The organism is Clostridium sp. KNHs214 (assembly GCF_000744935.1).
Classification (GTDB): domain Bacteria; phylum Bacillota; class Clostridia; order Clostridiales; family Clostridiaceae; genus Haloimpatiens.
In genome coordinates this window covers 431,660-448,794 of record NZ_JQMW01000004.1, presented here as the reverse complement: position 1 = coordinate 448,794, position 17,135 = coordinate 431,660, and the positions used below count along the sequence as shown (strand labels likewise).

At 30.6% G+C, this 17,135-nt stretch carries 18 protein-coding genes, 3 pseudogenes and 3 other annotated features; of the genes and pseudogenes, 20 read left to right on the top strand and 1 reads right to left on the bottom strand.

Annotation, left to right across the window (positions count from 1 at the left end; all coding sequences use genetic code 11):
* Positions 1 to 51 precede the first annotated feature (51 nt).
* From CC89_RS02160 to CC89_RS19785, 4 genes and pseudogenes are all read left to right on the top strand, one after another.
* Positions 52 to 378, top strand: coding sequence for a restriction endonuclease subunit S (locus tag CC89_RS02160; RefSeq protein WP_207641492.1), 327 nt, complete (start codon positions 52 to 54; stop codon positions 376 to 378).
* Positions 379 to 416: 38 nt separating this feature from the next.
* Positions 417 to 836, top strand: coding sequence for a type I restriction-modification system subunit M N-terminal domain-containing protein (locus tag CC89_RS21490; RefSeq protein WP_502685617.1), 420 nt, complete (start codon positions 417 to 419; stop codon positions 834 to 836).
* Positions 837 to 840: 4 nt separating this feature from the next.
* Positions 841 to 2,005: pseudogene (locus CC89_RS02155) on the top strand (type I restriction-modification system subunit M).
* Positions 2,006 to 2,067: 62 nt separating this feature from the next.
* Complete coding sequence (locus CC89_RS19785; RefSeq protein WP_207641488.1) at positions 2,068 to 2,232, top strand: restriction endonuclease subunit S domain-containing protein; 165 nt, start codon at positions 2,068 to 2,070, stop codon at positions 2,230 to 2,232.
* Between the two features lie 19 nt (positions 2,233 to 2,251).
* Here the strand turns inward: CC89_RS19785 and CC89_RS02150 are convergent.
* A pseudogene (locus CC89_RS02150) lies at positions 2,252 to 2,962 on the bottom strand (DUF6873 family GME fold protein).
* A gap of 338 nt (positions 2,963 to 3,300) precedes the next feature.
* Between CC89_RS02150 and ytxC (CC89_RS19780) the strand changes: the two are divergent.
* From ytxC (CC89_RS19780) to CC89_RS02090, 16 genes and pseudogenes are all read left to right on the top strand, one after another.
* Positions 3,301 to 3,597, top strand: a complete 297-nt coding sequence (ytxC, locus tag CC89_RS19780; RefSeq protein WP_081896929.1) for a sporulation protein YtxC — start codon at positions 3,301 to 3,303, stop codon at positions 3,595 to 3,597.
* Complete coding sequence (ytxC, locus tag CC89_RS19775; RefSeq protein ID WP_081896928.1) at positions 3,588 to 3,995, top strand: sporulation protein YtxC; 408 nt, start codon at positions 3,588 to 3,590, stop codon at positions 3,993 to 3,995. Before ytxC (CC89_RS19780) ends, ytxC (CC89_RS19775) begins: the two co-directional genes overlap by 10 nt.
* Before the next feature lie 67 nt (positions 3,996 to 4,062).
* Positions 4,063 to 4,281: a binding site (T-box leader), on the top strand.
* A 181-nt stretch (positions 4,282 to 4,462) separates the two neighbouring features.
* The gene (locus CC89_RS20950; RefSeq protein ID WP_286161277.1) at positions 4,463 to 4,756 is read left to right on the top strand and encodes a TGS domain-containing protein; all 294 of its coding nucleotides are present in this window, start codon (positions 4,463 to 4,465) and stop codon (positions 4,754 to 4,756) included.
* Positions 4,757 to 4,809: 53 nt separating this feature from the next.
* A complete protein-coding gene (locus CC89_RS20945; RefSeq protein ID WP_286161276.1) occupies positions 4,810 to 5,088 on the top strand; it encodes a hypothetical protein in 279 nt (92 codons plus the stop codon).
* Between the two features lie 10 nt (positions 5,089 to 5,098).
* A pseudogene (gene thrS, locus CC89_RS20940) lies at positions 5,099 to 6,031 on the top strand (threonine--tRNA ligase); the annotation flags it as partial.
* 57 nt (positions 6,032 to 6,088) lie between these two features.
* Positions 6,089 to 6,376 carry a His/Gly/Thr/Pro-type tRNA ligase C-terminal domain-containing protein gene (locus tag CC89_RS20935; RefSeq protein WP_286161284.1) on the top strand — a complete coding sequence of 96 codons (288 nt, stop codon included), beginning with the start codon at positions 6,089 to 6,091 and terminating at the stop codon, positions 6,374 to 6,376.
* A gap of 62 nt (positions 6,377 to 6,438) precedes the next feature.
* Positions 6,439 to 6,550: a sequence feature (ribosomal protein L20 leader region), on the top strand.
* A gap of 61 nt (positions 6,551 to 6,611) precedes the next feature.
* On the top strand, positions 6,612 to 7,094 hold the full coding sequence (gene infC / locus CC89_RS02135) for a translation initiation factor IF-3 (RefSeq protein ID WP_051931401.1): 483 nt from the start codon (positions 6,612 to 6,614) through the stop codon (positions 7,092 to 7,094).
* Between the two features lie 19 nt (positions 7,095 to 7,113).
* Complete coding sequence (gene rpmI, locus CC89_RS02130) at positions 7,114 to 7,311, top strand: 50S ribosomal protein L35 (RefSeq protein WP_035287730.1); 198 nt, start codon at positions 7,114 to 7,116, stop codon at positions 7,309 to 7,311.
* A 32-nt stretch (positions 7,312 to 7,343) separates the two neighbouring features.
* Positions 7,344 to 7,697 carry a 50S ribosomal protein L20 gene (rplT, locus tag CC89_RS02125; protein WP_035287727.1) on the top strand — a complete coding sequence of 118 codons (354 nt, stop codon included), beginning with the start codon at positions 7,344 to 7,346 and terminating at the stop codon, positions 7,695 to 7,697.
* A gap of 149 nt (positions 7,698 to 7,846) precedes the next feature.
* A complete protein-coding gene (locus CC89_RS02120; protein ID WP_035288452.1) occupies positions 7,847 to 9,187 on the top strand; it encodes a TrkH family potassium uptake protein in 1,341 nt (446 codons plus the stop codon).
* 120 nt (positions 9,188 to 9,307) lie between these two features.
* A complete protein-coding gene (locus CC89_RS02115; protein ID WP_035288450.1) occupies positions 9,308 to 10,444 on the top strand; it encodes an ISAs1 family transposase in 1,137 nt (378 codons plus the stop codon).
* Positions 10,445 to 10,598: 154 nt separating this feature from the next.
* On the top strand, positions 10,599 to 11,258 hold the full coding sequence (locus tag CC89_RS02110; protein ID WP_035287720.1) for a potassium channel family protein: 660 nt from the start codon (positions 10,599 to 10,601) through the stop codon (positions 11,256 to 11,258).
* Between the two features lie 21 nt (positions 11,259 to 11,279).
* On the top strand, positions 11,280 to 12,056 hold the full coding sequence (locus CC89_RS02105; protein ID WP_185750619.1) for a TrmH family RNA methyltransferase: 777 nt from the start codon (positions 11,280 to 11,282) through the stop codon (positions 12,054 to 12,056).
* Positions 12,057 to 12,125: 69 nt separating this feature from the next.
* Positions 12,126 to 12,341, top strand: a binding site (T-box leader).
* Between the two features lie 370 nt (positions 12,342 to 12,711).
* Positions 12,712 to 13,731 (top strand): phenylalanine--tRNA ligase subunit alpha, encoded by a 1,020-nt coding sequence (pheS, locus tag CC89_RS02100; protein ID WP_035287716.1) that lies wholly within the window; start codon positions 12,712 to 12,714, stop codon positions 13,729 to 13,731.
* Between the two features lie 252 nt (positions 13,732 to 13,983).
* Positions 13,984 to 16,362: a phenylalanine--tRNA ligase subunit beta gene (gene pheT, locus CC89_RS02095; protein ID WP_035288448.1), complete on the top strand. Its 2,379-nt coding sequence runs from the start codon at positions 13,984 to 13,986 to the stop codon at positions 16,360 to 16,362.
* A gap of 119 nt (positions 16,363 to 16,481) precedes the next feature.
* Entirely contained in the window at positions 16,482 to 17,078 is a 597-nt protein-coding gene (locus tag CC89_RS02090; RefSeq protein ID WP_035288446.1) for a cell division protein ZapA, read from the top strand.
* Positions 17,079 to 17,135 lie beyond the last annotated feature (57 nt).

The window sequence follows — 17,135 nt, the reverse complement described above, 5'->3', positions numbered from 1 at the left end:
GGAGTTATAGTTATAATTTGACTTAGAAATGCAGTTTTCAAAAGCTATATTTTGACGCACTACACTTTATTTCCTGACTCAAAGGCTGTAATTATACAGAATACGTTAGGGTTAAGAAGTTCAGAACATAAAAAATTTTTATTTTTCTTATTAATGGCAAAAAATAAAGATATTGTAGCATTGGACAGAGGAATGGCACAACCAAGTATCCGCCAAGACGAAATACTTGACATAGATATTTTAATTCCTCAATATAAGGAACAACAAAAAATTGGAGAATATTTCTCAAGCCTCGACCACCTTATCACCCTTCATCAGCGTAAGTTAGAGCATTTACAACAACAAAAGAAGGGACTTTTACAACAGATGTTTATATAAGGCACAATCAAATTAATAAAAGAGAGGAAGTAAAAATAATGAGCAATAATATACAATCAATTACCAATAAATTATGGGCAATGGCAAATGAATTACGTGGAACCATGGATGCAGCAGAGTACAAAAATTATATATTGGCATTTATGTTTTATAGATATTTATCAGAACATCAAGAGGAGTATTTGTTAAAGAATAATGTTATTGATGTTATAGAGGGGGAGTCTATTAATGAATCCTATAATTCACAAGTAGATGATTCGGAGCTTGAAGATTATCTACAAGATATTTCAGCAAGCTTAGGATATGCAATTGCTCCAAAGGATACGTGGCAGTCATTGATTGATAAAATTAATGATTCACAAGTTATTCCTAGTGACTATCAAACTATTTTTGATAACTTTAATAAAAATGCAGAATTAAATAAAGAAGCAGTAAAAGAGATTCCGTGGAGTATTTAATGATATTAATTTAGGAGATTCTCGTCTTGGAAATTCTACAAATGAACGCGCTAAATCACTTAACAACATAGTAAAGTTAGTTGATAGTATTGAATACAAAGGTAATGATGGAAAAGACATTTTAGGTGAAATATATGAATACTTAATTGGTCAATTTGCAGCTAGTGCTGGTAAAAAGGGTGGAGAATTCTATACACCACATCAAGTAAGTAAAATTTTAGCTAAAGTAGTAACAGAAGGTGTAGAAAAATCAGATGAATTATTTAGTGTATATGACCCAACAATGGGATCGGGTTCTTTATTACTTACTGTAGGTCAAGAATTACCAAAAGGCATTCCCATGAAGTACTTTGGTCAAGAATTGAATACAACTACATATAACTTGGCACGTATGAATTTAATGATGCATGGTATATCTTATAACAATATGATATTAAGTAATGCCGATACTTTGGAAATTGATTGGCCAGATGGTCCAGATGAAAAAGGTATTGATCAGCCACGTAGCTTTGATGCAGTTGTTGCAAATCCACCATATTCGGCAAAATGGGATAATGATAAAACTAAATTAAAAGACCCACGTTTTAGTGAATATGGAAAGTTAGCACCAGCTTCAAAGGCAGATTATGCTTTTATATTGCATAGTATATATCATTTAAATAAGACTGGAACAATGGCTATTGTTTTACCTCATGGAGTGTTGTTTAGAGGTGCAGCAGAAGGAAAAATAAGAGAAACTTTAATTGTAAAAATTACCTTGATACAATAATTGGGATTGCCAGCAAATTTATTTTATGGAACAAGTATTCCAACTGTATTTTTAGTGTTAAAGAAGAATCGTGAAAATAAAGATATATTATTTATTGATGCAAGTAATGATTTTGAAGAATAAAAATCAAAATAATTTAAGAGATGAAGATATTGATAAAATCATAAAAACATATAAGGAACGTAAAGACGCTCCTAAGTATGCTCATTTGGCATCTATTGAAGAAATTAGAGAAAATGATTTTAATTTAAACATACCACGTTATGTTGATACTTTTGAGGAAGAAGAACCAATTGATTTAGAAGAAATAAATAAGCTGTTAGAACAAGATAATAAGGAAATTGCTGAGCTTGAAGCTGAGATTAATGAACAATTGAGGATTTTAGGCGTAAAAATTTAAATTTGTTGTTAAAGGGAAAGTGAGGTATTCACTTTCCCTCATTTGCTTGGGAACAGCGTAAGTTGGGAGAATACGCTAAATATAGGCGTGGTTCATTCCCTCAACCGTATGGAAATGAAGAGTGGTATGACGGAGATGGAGCAATGCCATTTGTGCAGGTAGTCGATATAACTGATGATTTAATGACTTGGGATTTATTTAATAAAAGAATAAAATTATACAGGTGAAGTACGGGGGCGTAGCCCACTAGCCCACTAGCCCACTAAACATGCTTCCCCTATCCACCAAAGGTCCTTTTCTAAGAAAAATAGGCTTAACATTATGCTTTTCTAAAAAAGACATAACTTCCTTTCCATATTTATAGCAATTTAAATCTCCATAAAAGGGCTAAAATCCCTTTTCCAAAAGGCCACAAGTTCCTCCAATGAAGCCATAGTTTAAACCTGGTAAAATTATATTGCCTGGTGGTAAGAATAATACATCTTTGCTTTCTTTTACTAATGCATTTTTAATAGAAGGATCAGAGGTTATAAAGGCATTAGAATTTATAATTGCAGTGGAACACTTGGTGTATCCTTGCTTAACATTTAAGATTTTTTTATCATATATATTATGGATTATGGCTGGATCTGTATATTTTGTATAATGGACAAATATATCACCTATGTTAACTGCATTTAAGCCAATGTTGTAGGGATAACTTTTCTCTAGAGAATTTTTTGAAAGTATAACTTTAATATTAATTTTTTTTAAGAAATTTATAAAATTTAAAGGAGCATCTTTATGTATTACTAAAGTGTCTTCCTTCAAAAAGTGTAAAAGCATATCTGGATGCCCACATACTGCAGTATATAGTGATTCGCTAGGAGGACAACTAAGGGTTTCATAACCTAGCTTTTTTAAATTTCCCTTTTCTTCTTTATTTATTCTAAAATCTACAATAATAAATTTTTTCATAAAAATCACCTTTTCATACATAAATGAATTTATTTTGTAAAATATAAATTTTAACTTATATTATCACAGGATTAAATTTGTAAAGAATAAATTCAAGTAAAAGTGTTCTCACTATAATGAAAGTGGGTGATTTTAATGTTGTTACTTACAATAGTTTTTAAGGGAGAAAGCGAGGAATTTATATATATATATAAGAACTTGAGGAAAGTTTAAAGCACAAAAACATAAATATAGGAATATATGAGGAGGTAGACAAGGGTTGTAATGTAATAAAAATATTTTCTTCAGATATTGAAGATATACCTAGGGAAAAAATTGATATTGTTTATTTCAACTTAATGGAAATTATATATGAAGTTATAATACTAGAATTTTATTACATGGAAGTGGATTGTATACTCAATGAAGAATATTTCTTTTTGGGAAAAGAGGAAATAGAAGATATAAAGATAAGCTTATTTAATATACTTACTAATTTACAAGGGATAAACGATGAAAAAGCAGTTTATTGCTCTAATAGGATGAATGAAATAAAAGAAAATATTTTAAATGTTATGAAAGAAAATGCTTTAATAAATATTGAAGGATATTTACAATTTAGAGCACATGAAATTAAAAAGAAAGTATGTTTATAATAGATAAAATAATTGAAAGCCTTATGGTAGAAAGGGAATATGATGAATTTATAAAGTTGCTTAAATATTTTGTTGGTATGCAGGAAAGCAAAATAAATAAAATTCATATATTTATAGAAAATGGAGAGAAATACGTTATAAAGGATGATATAGGAAATGATATGAGTAAACAATTTAAAAAAGGAGCATTTGTAGAGGGAGTTAATGAAAAAATAGGTATAGAGGAGATAATAATCAGTGGCCTTGTAACCAATTCACCTAAAAATATTGTAATACATGGAATGGATAATTGTATGAATAAGGAATTTATAAACACAATAGAAAGCGTATTTGAAGATAGAGTTATAATATGTAGTGGATGTGAACAGTGTAGAAATTTATTAAGTAAAAAAATATAAAAAAATTATTAGCTATTGACTTTTAAAATAAAAGTAATATACTTTAATAAATTTAGAATATATTACTTAAAATACTGTGAAAAGGAAGAGTAAACAGTATACTGTTCTAAGAGAGAAGGGTTCATAGGCTGCAAAATCCTTTGAATAAGAACTGTTGAAAACCACCTTTGAGTAGCGTGCTGAAATTAGTAGGCATTGCCGTTGCCAACGTTAAAGGCTTCAAGTGAATGATAAATATTTATTTTATTATTAATTTGGGTGGAACCGCGAGATACTCGTCCCATTTATGGGATGAGTTTAGTTATTTTTTGTTAAAATATTGTTTGGTTTTAAAATAATAATCAACATAAAAATTTATTAATATAAACTTATTAATTGTTATCCAACGGTGTAACTGTCTTTATTCTCCACATTTATAGAAGAAGTTAGCGTAGCCATGGAATAAATAAGGAAAAGGAGGAGTTAAAATGATTAAGGTAACATTAAAGGATGGAAAAGTTATAGAGGTAGAAAAGGGAACCAAAGTTAGTGATATTGCTATGAAAATAAGTCCAGCTCTTTATAAAAAAGCCCTAGCTGCTAAAGTAAATGGGAAGAAAGCTGAACTTATGACTGAGATAAATGAAGATTGCACTTTAGAAATAGCAACTTTTGAAGACGAAGATGGAAAATGGGCTTTAAGACATACTGGCTCACATATTTTAGCTCAAGCAGTAAAAAGACTATATCCAGAAGTAAAATTAGCTATAGGACAGCGATAGATACAGGGTTCTATTATGATTTTGAAGCAGATTTTTCTTTTACACCAGAAATAATGGAAAATATAGAAAAAGAAATGAAAAAGATAGTTAAAGAAGATTTGAAATTAGAAAGATTTGAACTTCCAAGAGAAGAAGCTATAAAATATGTAAAAGAAAAAGGAGAGGATTATAAAGTAGAACTTATAGAAGACTTGCCAGAGGATGCAGTAATTTCGTTCTATAGACAAGGTGAGTTTGTAGATTTATGTGCAGGTCCTCATGTACCATCTACAAAGAAAGTAAAAAGCTATAAAATTGTTATCTTTAGCTGGGGCTTATTGGAGAGGCGATGAAAATAAGCAAATGCTACAAAGAATTTATGGAACAGCTTTTACAAAACAAAGCGAATTGGATGAGTATATCCATATGCTAGAAGAAGCTAAAAAGAGAGATCACAGAAAACTTGGTAAAGAGCTTGGATTATTTGCAATACATGATGAAGGTCCAGGATTCCCATTCTTCTATCCAAAGGGAATGATTTTAAGAAATATACTTGAAGATTACTGGAGAGAAGTGCATAGAAAAGCAGGATATGATGAAATTAAAACTCCAATAATATTAAATGAAGCTTTATGGCATCAATCAGGACATTGGGATCACTACAAAGAAAATATGTACTTTACAAAAATTGACGAAGAAGATTATGCAGTAAAACCAATGAATTGTCCAGGTGCTATGTTAGTTTATAAGGATGGAATGCATTCTTATAGAGATTTACCTTTAAGATTAGGTGAACTTGGACTTGTTCACAGACATGAGCTTTCTGGTGCATTACACGGACTTATGAGAGTTAGATGCTTTACTCAAGATGATGCGCATATATTTATGACTAAAGATCAAATAACTGATGAAGTACTTGGAGTAGTTAATTAATAGATGAATTTTATAAAATGTTTGGATTTGAATATTTTGTAGAGCTTTCTACAAGACCAGAAAATTCTATGGGTAGTGATGAAGATTGGGAAGATGCAAACTAATGGATTGAGAGCTGCTCTTGAAAAAGCAGGACTTGAGTATAAGATAAATGAGGGCGATGGAGCTTTCTACGGTCCAAAGATTGATTTCCATTTAAGAGATTGCATAGGTAGAACTTGGCAGTGTGGAACAATTCAGCTAGATTTTCAGCTACCAGAAAGATTTGATCTTTCATATATAGGAGCGGATGGGGAAAAGCATAGACCAGTAACAGTACACAGAGTTGTGTTTGGTAGTATAGAAAGATTTATAGGTATATTAATAGAACATTTTGCAGGAGCATTCCCAACATGGTTGGCGCCAGTACAAGTTAAAATTATGAATATAACTGATAGAAGCTTAGAATACTGCAAAGAAATAGAAACTAAATTAAAAGAAAATGACATAAGGGTAGAAACTGACTTTAGAAATGAAAAAATAGGATATAAGATAAGGGAAGCACAACTTCAAAAAATTCCTTATATGCTTGTAATTGGAGATAAAGAAATGGCAGAAGGTAAAGTAGCAATCAGAAGCAGAAAAGAAGGAGATTTAGGAACTGATACTATAGAGGAATTTATAAGTAAGATAAAAGAAGAAATAAGTAATAAGGTAAACAGTTTATAATAAAGTGTTGACAGAGGAGTATTAATGTAGTAGAATAACATTGTTAACTTAATAGTGAGTTTTATTACAAGTAGAAACAGCCGTTTCTCACCTTACAGCACAGCTAGTAAGGTAAGTTATGATTACATTAATGTGATATATAAAGGACGGCATGTGCCGTCCTTTTATTATATGTTTAATAACACCAGGAGGTGAATATTATTAGTAAAGATAAAAGCACTTAGTAAATGAAGACATAAGAGCTAAAGAAATAAGAGTTATAGGCGATGATGGTTCACAATTAGGAATAATCTCATCTAGAGAAGCTTTGACTATAGCAGAAGAAAAAGAAATGGATTTAGTTATGATTTCGCCAAATGCTAATCCACCAGTATGCAGAATAATGGATTATGGCAAATTTATTTATGAACAAGCCAAGAAAGAAAAAGAAGCTAAGAAAAAACAAAATGTCATAAATATTAAAGAGGTAAGATTGAGTCCTAAAATTGAAGAGCATGATTTGGAAGTAAAAGCAAAGAATGCAAGGAAGTTCTTGGAGGCTGGAAATAAGGTTAAAGTAACAGTTAGATTCAGAGGAAGAGAAGCTGACTATTCACACATAGGACGTAAAATATTAGATAACTTCTACAAAATATTAGAAGATATTTGTGTAAAAGAAAAGGAAGCTAAATTAGAAGGAAGAAACATGATCATGGTTTTAGCTCCAAAAAGAGCATAATTGAGAGGAGGAGTTTAGTATGCCAAAAATGAAAACTCATAGAGGCGCAGCTAAAAGATTTAAAAAGACAGGAACAGGAAAATTAAAGAGAGCTAAGGCTTTTAAAAGCCACATACTAACTAAAAAAAGCTCTAAAACAAAGAGAAATTTAAGACAAACTTCATACGTATCTGAATCACAAGAAAAAGTAATGAAGAAAGTATTACCATATCTATAGTTTAGAGCTTAAAGCAGAAGGAGGTTTTTGAGATGGCAAGAGTTAAAAGAGCGGTAAATGCTCGTAAAAAACATAAAAAAGTATTAAAACTTGCAAAAGGATACTACGGTTCAAGAAGTAAATTATTTAAAGTTGCTAATCAATCAGTTATAAGAGCATTAAGAGATGCATATAGAGGAAGAAAATTAAAGAAGAGAGATTATAGAAAGTTATGGATAGCAAGAATAAATGCAGCTACTAGAATGAATGGTCTTTCTTACTCTAGATTTATGAATGGAATAAAGCTTGCAGGAATAGATATGAACAGAAAGATGCTTTCTGAAATAGCTATAAATGATCCAAAAGCTTTTACTGAATTAGTAGAAGTAGCAAAACAAAGCTTATAATATGAAAATGCGGCATGGGGTCGCATTTTTTTATTATATAAAGGAATAAAAGTATATATTAGGATTTTGACAAAAATATATTAAGTGATATAATGGTAAAATAATTATTAGCTCAAATTAATTTATGGACATAGAATTGGGGTGATACGATGTCAGAAATATTAAAACATAAACCTAAATTTACTCCTGTACAGATACTAGCTATTGGATTTGCAATAGTTATATTTACAGGAGCTATTCTTTTGAATTTACCCATTGCATCTAGAAGTGGGACTAGGACGCCTTTTATAGATTGTATATTTACATCTACTTCAGCAGTATGTGTTACAGGACTTGTAACATTAAATACAAGTACACATTGGACTTATTTTGGTAAAACTGTAATAATGCTGCTTATAGAAATTGGTGGACTTGGTTTTATGTCTTTTGCTACAATGATAGCATTGATATTAGGTAAAAGAATTACTTTAAAAGAAAGATTAGTAATGCAGGAAGCTATGAACTCTTTTTCATTGCAAGGTATAGTGAAGCTGGCTAGATATGTGCTTTTCTTCACCTTTTTTGTTCAATCTATGGGTGCACTGCTTTTATCTACACAATTTATACCAGATTACGGTTTGGGAAAGGGGATATATTTTAGTGTATTCCATTCCATATCTGCCTTTTGTAATGCTGGATTCGATTTAACTGGAAATAGCTTAGTGCCCTACTCTAATAATGTAGTGGTAATAATGACTATATCCTTCCTAATAATAACAGGTGGCTTAGGTTTTTTTGTGTGGGCAGAACTATATAATTATAAACGCAGAAGAAAAATGTCATTACATTCTAAAGTTGTAATTACTGCTACTGCAATTTTGTTAGTTGTTGGTACTATATTGATGTTTTTATTTGAAAGCAATAATCCAGGAACTTTGAAAGGCAAAGGTCTTTTGGAGAAGATGCTAGGAGCATTTTTTGCAGCAGTAACGCCTAGAACGGCGGGTTTCAACTCCATATCTACAGCAGATATGAGTACAGCAGGTATATTTTTAACTATATTATTAATGTTCGTAGGTGGTTCCCCAGGGTCTACAGCTGGAGGTATAAAGACATCTACAGCAGGATTACTTCTTATGACAGTCGTTTCTGTCATAAAGGGAAAAGAAGAAACAGAAATATTTAAAAAAAGAATAAACAAAGAAATAATTTATAGGGCTTTCGCTATTGTAGTAATAAGTTTAGGGCTGGTAATAACAGTAACCATGATATTGTCAATAACAGAAGTGGGATTCCCTTTTGAGTATTTATTATATGAAGCTACATCAGCTTTTGCTACAGTTGGTCTTACTTTGGGACTTACTCCTAAACTTACAATAATAGGAAAAATAGTTTTAGCTTTGACTATGTATGCAGGAAGGGTAGGTCCTTTGACCATAGCACTAGCATTAGCTAAAAATAAAAAGAAAAGTTCTATTAAATATCCTGAAGATAAAATACTAGTTGGATAGGGGTGTTATTCAGGGCAAACGCATATGATTTTTTGGCGCTAGCCCTTTTATTTTGTTGAAATAATGCTTATAATTTAAATTGTACAAAAGATAGAAAGGAAGATTATTATTAAACCAAACATGTTTGATATTGAAAGTATAATATTTGATGCATTTAATGAGGTCGAAGACCCACGAGGCGATAACAAGAGACATAAATTTATAGATATAATCGGTATAGCACTATGTGCTGTAACCAGTGGAATGGAATCTTATAATGAAATTGAAGAATTTGGAGAGTCAAGTGAAGAGTGGCTAAAGCAATATTTTGAGTTACCTAATGGAATTCCTTCACATGATACATTCAATAGGGTATTTTCCCAAATAAATCCTAAACAATTTCAAAAATGTTTTAATGAATTAATGAAGAATTTAGCTGAATTAGTAAATGGAGAAGTAGTATCTATAGATGGTAAAACAGTGAGAGGATCATCTTGTAATAGTTCAAATCAAAAATCAATTCATATGGTTAGTGCTTGGGCAAATCAGAATCAGGTAGTTTTAGGGCAAATCAAAACAGATGATAAATCAAATGAAATCACAGCAATTCCAAAATTAATTGAACTATTAGAATTAAAAGATACTATTGTTACAATTGATGCTATGGGAACTCAAAAGAAAATAGCAGAAGTTATTATAGAAAAAGAGGCTGACTATGTGTTGGCATTAAAAGAAAATCAGAAAACTCTTCATGACAATGTTGAATTATTTTTTGACTCTATATTGAGATATAAAAGTACAGATATAAAAGTACAAACCCATACTACTCATGATAAAGATCATGGGAGAATTGAAACACGAAAATACTTTTTAGTTAATGAAATTTCATGGCTAGATAATAAAGAAGACTGGAGAAACATTCAATCTATAGGTATGGTTGAAAGAAAACGAATTGTAGGAGATAAAGAAACTTTTGAGCGAAGCTACTATATAACAAGTTTAGAGTCTATAGAGTTATTCTCAAATGCAGTTAGGCAACATTGGGGTATAGAAAATAAGCTCCATTGGGTTTTAGACGTATCTTTTAATGAGGATAAATGTAGAGCTAGAAAAGATAATTCAGCTGAAAATTTGGCTGTCTTACGACATTTAGCCTTAAATCTACTTAGACAAGAAAAAACTTTAAAGAAAAGTTTAAATATAAAAAAAGTTAAATGTGCATTAGATAAAAAATATCTAGAAAAAGTTATTTTCGACCCTCTACGAGGTAAAGAATAAAGAATATTAAAATACCACTAGGGAAAGTCTATGAATAGTTTTTTCAATATTCACTTTATTTATAGTAGCTCATTTATTTTACATATTTTATAAAAACGCATCTTTATATTGAAAGAAATACAATATAAAGATGCGTTTGCCCTGGGGTGTTATTATGAGTGGTAAACAATATGTAGTTATTGGTCTTGGAAGGTTTGGAACTTCTGTTGCTGAAACTCTTTATAAATTAGGTAATGATGTGTTAGCGTTAGATTCTGATGAGGATGTGATACAAGGCATAGCTGATAAAGTAACTCATGCAGTTCAAGCAGATTGTACAGATGAAAATAGCCTTAATGCTTTAGGAATTAAAAATTTTGATGTGGCTGTAGTAAGTATTGGTTCTAATATGCAGTCTAGTGTAATGGCTACCTTGCTAGCAAAAGAATTAGGTGTGAAGCATATAATAGCTAAGGCTAATAATAAATTACATGCTAAAGTTCTTTATAAAATAGGAGCAGATAGAGTTATATTCCCTGAAAGAGATATGGGAGTTAGAGTTGCCCATAATTTAGTATCATCAAATATATTAGATTATATTGAACTTTCATCAGAATATAGCATAGCAGAAATAGCAAGTCCAAAGGAATGGCATGGCAAGAGCTTAGTAGAGTTAAATGTAAGATCTAGATATGGAATAAACATAATGGCTATTAAAAAAGGAAGTTATATAGATATATCTCCTTCAGCAGATGATGTGATAGAAGAAGGCGATATTATAGTGGCTATAGGAGGTATTGAGGATATAAATAAGCTAGAAAGCATAATAGATTAGACTGAGGTGCAAACTTTGGATATAATAAGAAGTAAGGATAATAATATAATAAAAGAAGTAAAAAAATTAAAAGAAAAAAAGTATAGAGAAGAAAAAGGAAGCTTTTTAGTAGAGGGATTTAGATTTGTAGAAGAGGCATTAAAATCTTCATTTATAGTAGAAAAGGTATTTATTGCTGATAAATGTATGAATAAATGGACAAAAATGTGTGAAAATTTAAAATTAGAACCTAAACCTGTTATAGTCATATCAGAGCAGGTTTTAAAATTTATAAGTAACACAGATAATCCTCAGGGAATAATAGCTATAGTTAAAAATGAACAGATTAAAATTAATTCTCAAGAAGGAATGTATTTATTGGCAGATAGAATACAAGATCCAGGTAATATGGGAACTATAATAAGAACAGCTCATGCAGTTGGAGCTCTAGGAGTTATAGTTACAAAAGGTACTGTGGACATATACAATGATAAAACACTTCGTTCAACCATGGGTTCTATATTTAATATACCTGTTATTCAAGATAAGGATTTAACTACAGTAAAAGAATTAGTGAATGAAGGATTTAAACTTGTAGCTAGTTATTTAGACAATGAAAGTGAAGATTTTTATAAGGTGGATTTACCATCAAAGGGGATTTTCATTGTAGGCAATGAAGGTAATGGTATAAGTGAAGAAATAGTAAATATGTCACATATAAAAGTTAAGATACCCATGCCCGGTGGAGCTGAGTCATTAAATGCTTCAGTAGCAGCTTCTATAATGATGTATGAATTTTTAAGACAAAAGCGTAAATAACTAGGCTTTCGCACTTGATAATGTATTTAAATTTATGGTATAGTAGTTTAAGAACTTAAAATAGTATATTTACAAACAGTGATGAAGAGAGTAGATATAGAAATGTTTACAGGGAGAAAAAATCATAGATTGAGAGTTTTTTTATTTACGTTCTATATTGAAGTTCACTTCGGAGTTCTAACTGCGAAATTGTAGTAGTGGTTAGCGGATTTAACCGTTATTAGTATTGAGAGGACTTTGCAAAAAGTCAATCAGGGTGGTACCGCGGATATATTCGTCCCTTTTTAGGGGCGTTTTTTTTATTGCAAAATATTATATGATTAACCCACAATAAGGTACAATGTAATGGAATGCTTTTTGTGGGATAATCATTATATACTAAACTGTCATTTGTAATATATAATTATAAATTTAACTTTTGCAGTTATAAAATAAAAATGTAAAATTTAAATTTAAGAAATTCCTTTGGAATTTTAACCTTCATTTTAAATTTTACATTTTAAATTTTAAATTAAAAAATACTGTAGAGCTTGAAACTTATGTGCGAAGGTTGAGTTATAAATTATATATAATTAATTATCAATGTATGAAACTTTAAATGTAAGATTGAAAAGTTTAAATTGTAAATAGGATATTATTGAAAGGAGCCAAAAAAATGAAAGAGAATCTTCAATTAATAAAAGAAAATGCTTTAGAAGAACTAAAGAAAGTTGTAAGTAAAGATGAACTTGAAGCTATAAGAATAAAATATTTAGGTAAAAAAGGAGAGTTAACTTCTATTTTAAGAGGTATGGGGAAACTTTCTTCAGAGGAAAGACCTATTGTAGGTAAATTGGCAAATGAGGTTAGAGAGTGCATAGATAATTTAATTACCAAGGCTACAGAAGATATGAAGAAAATAGAAAAAGAAAAAAGATTACAAAGCGAAGTAATTGATATATCTATGCCAGGAAAAAAACAAACTGTTGGTAAGAGACATCCTTTGGATTTAACATTGGAAAATATAAAAGATATATTTATATCCATGGGTTTTTCCATTGAAGAGGGTCCAGAGGTAGAAAAGGATTATTATAATTTTGAAGCTTTAAATATTCCAAAGGATCATCCAGCAAGAGGGGAACAGGATACTTTTTATATAAATGACAATGTAGTACTTAGAACACAAACATCTCCTATACAAATAAGAACTATGGAAAATGAAAAACCACCTATAAAGATGATAGCACCTGGTAAGGTTTATCGTTCAGATGAACTAGATGCAACACATTCACCAATATTTTATCAAATAGAAGGCTTAGTAGTAGATAAAGGAATAACTTTTGCGGATTTAAAAGGCACTCTAGAAACGTTTGTAAAGAAAATGTTTGGTGATAAGATGGAAACAAAATTTAGACCTCATCATTTCCCATTTACAGAGCCTTCAGCAGAGATGGATGCTACTTGCTTTGTATGTGGTGGTAAAGGTTGTAGAGTATGTAAAAACAGTGGATGGATAGAAATATTAGGTTGTGGAATGGTACATCCACAGGTTTTAAGAAATTGTGGAATAGATCCAGAGGTTTACAGTGGATTTGCCTTTGGATTTGGATTAGATAGAATGGTTATGCTTAAATATGGCATAGATGACATTAGACTTCTTTATGAAAGTGATATGCGATTCCTAAATCAGTTCTAATATAGTGTGCATTAAAATTAGAGGAAAGTCGTAAGTTAAAAGTTACAATTGATTAACTGAAGCAGCAACTTCTAGAACCTTATTAATTAAAAATTAAAAATCGTAAATGAAGAGTATAGCTTAATTGTAGTTTGAAAATTATGCATTAGGGAGTAGTGATAGGAGACTAAATATAGTGATTAAGGACTAGAAATTGGTGATTAGGGAACAAATAAAGGATTGAAAATTAATAATAGTAGGAGGTAGATTAATGTGTTAGTACCAGTAAAGTGGCTTAAAGATTATGTAGATATAAATGTTTCACCAAAAGAGTTAGCAGATAGATTGACTATGTCAGGATCAAAGGTTGAGGAGCTTATTGTAACTGGAGATGAAATACAAAAGGTTGTTACAGGAAAATTAGTAAAGATAGAAAAGCATCCAGATGCAGATAAGCTTTCTATATGTACAGTAGATATAGGCAAAGAAGAGCCTATACAGATAGTGACAGCTGCTACAAATATGAAAGAGCAGGATGTAGTTCCTACAGCTCTACATGGCTCTACATTACATGGAGGGCTTAAAATTAAAAAAGGTAAATTAAGAGGAGTAGTTTCAAATGGCATGTTTTGTTCAGAAGAGGAGCTAGGAATAGCAGGAGATAAGCCTGTCTACGGACTTATGATACTTCCACAGGATACTCCAGTAGGTAAAGATATTAAGGAAGTAGTAGAAATGACTAGTGCTTTAATAGATTTTGAAATTACTTCTAATAGAAGAGATTGTTTTAGCATACTCGGCATGGCTAGGGAAACAGCAGCTACATTAGGTGTACGTTATAAAATACCTTCATTGGATTACACTAGTAAATGTAATGAAAAAATAAACGATATTTTAGAAGTAGAGGTTAAGGATGAGCTTTGTAGAAGATATATGGCAAGAGGAGTTAAAAATATTAAAATACAGCCATCTCCTTCATGGATGCAGGAAAGACTTCTAGAGGCTGGAGTCAGACCTATAAACAATATAGTTGATATAACTAATTTTGTTATGATTGAATTAGGTCAACCAATGCATGCTTTTGATAGAAGGGATATAGAAGAAAATAGGATAGTTGTTGAAAAAGCTGCGGCTGATGAGAGTTTTATCACTTTAGATGAAGAAGAAAGAAAATTAGATAGCAGCATGCTTTGTATAAAGGATGGGAATAGAACGGTTGCATTAGCAGGCATAATGGGTGGATTGAATTCAGAAGTTAAAGAAGACACTTTAGAGATAATATTTGAGTGTGCTAACTTTAATGGAGTTAACATAAGAAATTCTTCTAAAAAATTAGCTTTAAGAACAGAATCTTCATCTAAATTTGAAAAAGACTTAGATCCTAACTTAGTGGAATTTGCCATGAATAGAGCTTGTCACCTTATAGAAGAATTGGGCGCAGGAGAAGTTATGGAGGGAACTATAGATATATATAATGAAAAAGCAGAACCTCATACTTTAGATGTGGATTATACATGGGTAAATAAATTTTTAGGTATAGATATATCAAAGGAAAATATGAAAGAATACTTGGATAGACTAGATTTGAATACAGAGATTAATGGAGATATACTTCATATAACAGTGCCTACTTTTAGATCTGATGTAAATATAAAAGAAGATGTAGCAGAGGAAATAGTGAGAATATACGGCTATAATAATGTAAAAAGCACTATGGCAACTAGCCAAACTACAAAAGGTGGCAAAAATATAAAACAAAAATTAGAGGATAAAGTTATAGAGGCTTTAATTTCTAGTGGATTAAATCAATCCATAAGCTATTCATTTGTAAGCCCTAAAATATTCAATAAAATATTGGTGCCAGAAAACAGTGAACTTAGAAAAGTTGTTACAATTAAAAATCCTTTAGGTGAAGACTACAGTATAATGAGAACTACTACTATAGCTTCTATGATGGAATCCTTACAAAGAAACTATACAAGAAGTAATGATAAGGTTAGATTATTTGAAATAGGAAAAGTGTATATAGCTAGTGAAGATGAAAATAATTTACCAGAAGAGAGAAATATACTTACTATAGGAATGTATGGTGAGGCAGATTACTTCCATTTAAAAGGCGTAGTTGAAAATGTATTAGAAGTTTTAGGAGTTGAAAAAGTTTCATTTAAGCGTGAAAGTCAAAATACTGCTTTCCATCCAGGAAAAACAGCCGCTTTATATGTGGGGAAAGAATGCACAGGTATTTTAGGTGAAATTCATCCGGATGTATGCGAAAACTATGAAGTAAGTGAAAGATGTTATATGGCAGAGTTGAATTTAGACATATTATTCCGAAATGCGGCATTAGAAAGAAAATACAAGCCACTTCCAAAATTCCCAGCAGTAACAAGGGATTTGGCTGTTATGGTAAATGAGGAAGTATTAGTTGAAGAAATAGAAGAGATAATTAAGAAACAAGGTGGAAACTTACTAGAGAGCTACAGATTATTTGATGTATACCAAGGTAAGCAAATACCAGAAGGCAAGAAGAGTGTAGCATATGCTTTAATCTATAGATTAGAGGATAGAACTCTTACGGATAAGGAAGTTAACAAAGTACATGATAAAATACTTAGATCTCTAGAGTATAAATTAGGAGCAGAATTAAGATAAAAATTCATTGTAAACCCTTATTAGTGTTTTATATAGCATAAATATATGATACAATATAATAAAATATGGATAATGTAATTTAAAAAAATAAGATTCACTTTATCTAAGAGGGTGTTTAAATGAATACTATTACTGTTAAAATAAATGGTTTAGAATACAATTTAAAAGGTGAAGAATGTCAGGAGTATTTGCAGCAGGTAGCTACTTATGTGGATAATAAAATGCAGGATTTGATGGATAATAATGAAAAGCTAAGTGTTTCTGCCGCTGCAGTATTGACTGCTTTAAATTCTGTGGATGAAAGGTTTAAGATAGAAGGCATATATAATGAACTTCTTCAAAAAAACAAGGATATTCAAAAGAATGAGGAGCTTTTAAAGGATCAAATACAGTATCTTAAAAAGCAAATAACACATTTAGAAGAGTATAATTCTGAACTTCAAAATAGGCTAAGCTCTAACAGTGACCAAAAGGAAATAGAAAAACATGAGCAAGTAGTAGAAAATCTAAATGACCAAATTTCTATACTAGAGGAAAGTGCTAAAAGCTATTTAGCTGATAGAAATAAGTATAAATCAGAAAACAAGGAGTTAAAATTCCAATTACATTCTGCTAAATACAAAATAATTGATTTAGAAAACAAGCTTTTAGAAAGTCAAATAGGTCTAGCTAAGGCTAAAAAGAAAATGAAAGTAAGTGTAGAAAAGAGTAGTTGATTAAAAATAGATGCTTCATAAAAATGAGTGAAGCATCTTAAATTTTATTTTAGGGTT

Coding starts and splice junctions, on each gene's coding strand:
- CC89_RS02115 (WP_035288450.1), top strand. CDS start 9,308: ATGTTTGATATTGAAAGTATAATATTTGATGCATTTAATGAGGTCGAA.
- CC89_RS02090 (WP_035288446.1), top strand. CDS start 16,482: ATGAATACTATTACTGTTAAAATAAATGGTTTAGAATACAATTTAAAA.
- ytxC (WP_081896928.1), top strand. CDS start 3,588: ATGTTTATAATAGATAAAATAATTGAAAGCCTTATGGTAGAAAGGGAA.
- rpmI (WP_035287730.1), top strand. CDS start 7,114: ATGCCAAAAATGAAAACTCATAGAGGCGCAGCTAAAAGATTTAAAAAG.
- rplT (WP_035287727.1), top strand. CDS start 7,344: ATGGCAAGAGTTAAAAGAGCGGTAAATGCTCGTAAAAAACATAAAAAA.
- CC89_RS02110 (WP_035287720.1), top strand. CDS start 10,599: ATGAGTGGTAAACAATATGTAGTTATTGGTCTTGGAAGGTTTGGAACT.
- CC89_RS21490 (WP_502685617.1), top strand. CDS start 417: ATGAGCAATAATATACAATCAATTACCAATAAATTATGGGCAATGGCA.
- CC89_RS20935 (WP_286161284.1), top strand. CDS start 6,089: ATGAATATAACTGATAGAAGCTTAGAATACTGCAAAGAAATAGAAACT.
- CC89_RS20950 (WP_286161277.1), top strand. CDS start 4,463: ATGATTAAGGTAACATTAAAGGATGGAAAAGTTATAGAGGTAGAAAAG.
- CC89_RS20945 (WP_286161276.1), top strand. CDS start 4,810: ATGGAAAATATAGAAAAAGAAATGAAAAAGATAGTTAAAGAAGATTTG.
- CC89_RS02120 (WP_035288452.1), top strand. CDS start 7,847: ATGTCAGAAATATTAAAACATAAACCTAAATTTACTCCTGTACAGATA.
- pheS (WP_035287716.1), top strand. CDS start 12,712: ATGAAAGAGAATCTTCAATTAATAAAAGAAAATGCTTTAGAAGAACTA.
- ytxC (WP_081896929.1), top strand. CDS start 3,301: ATGGAAATTATATATGAAGTTATAATACTAGAATTTTATTACATGGAA.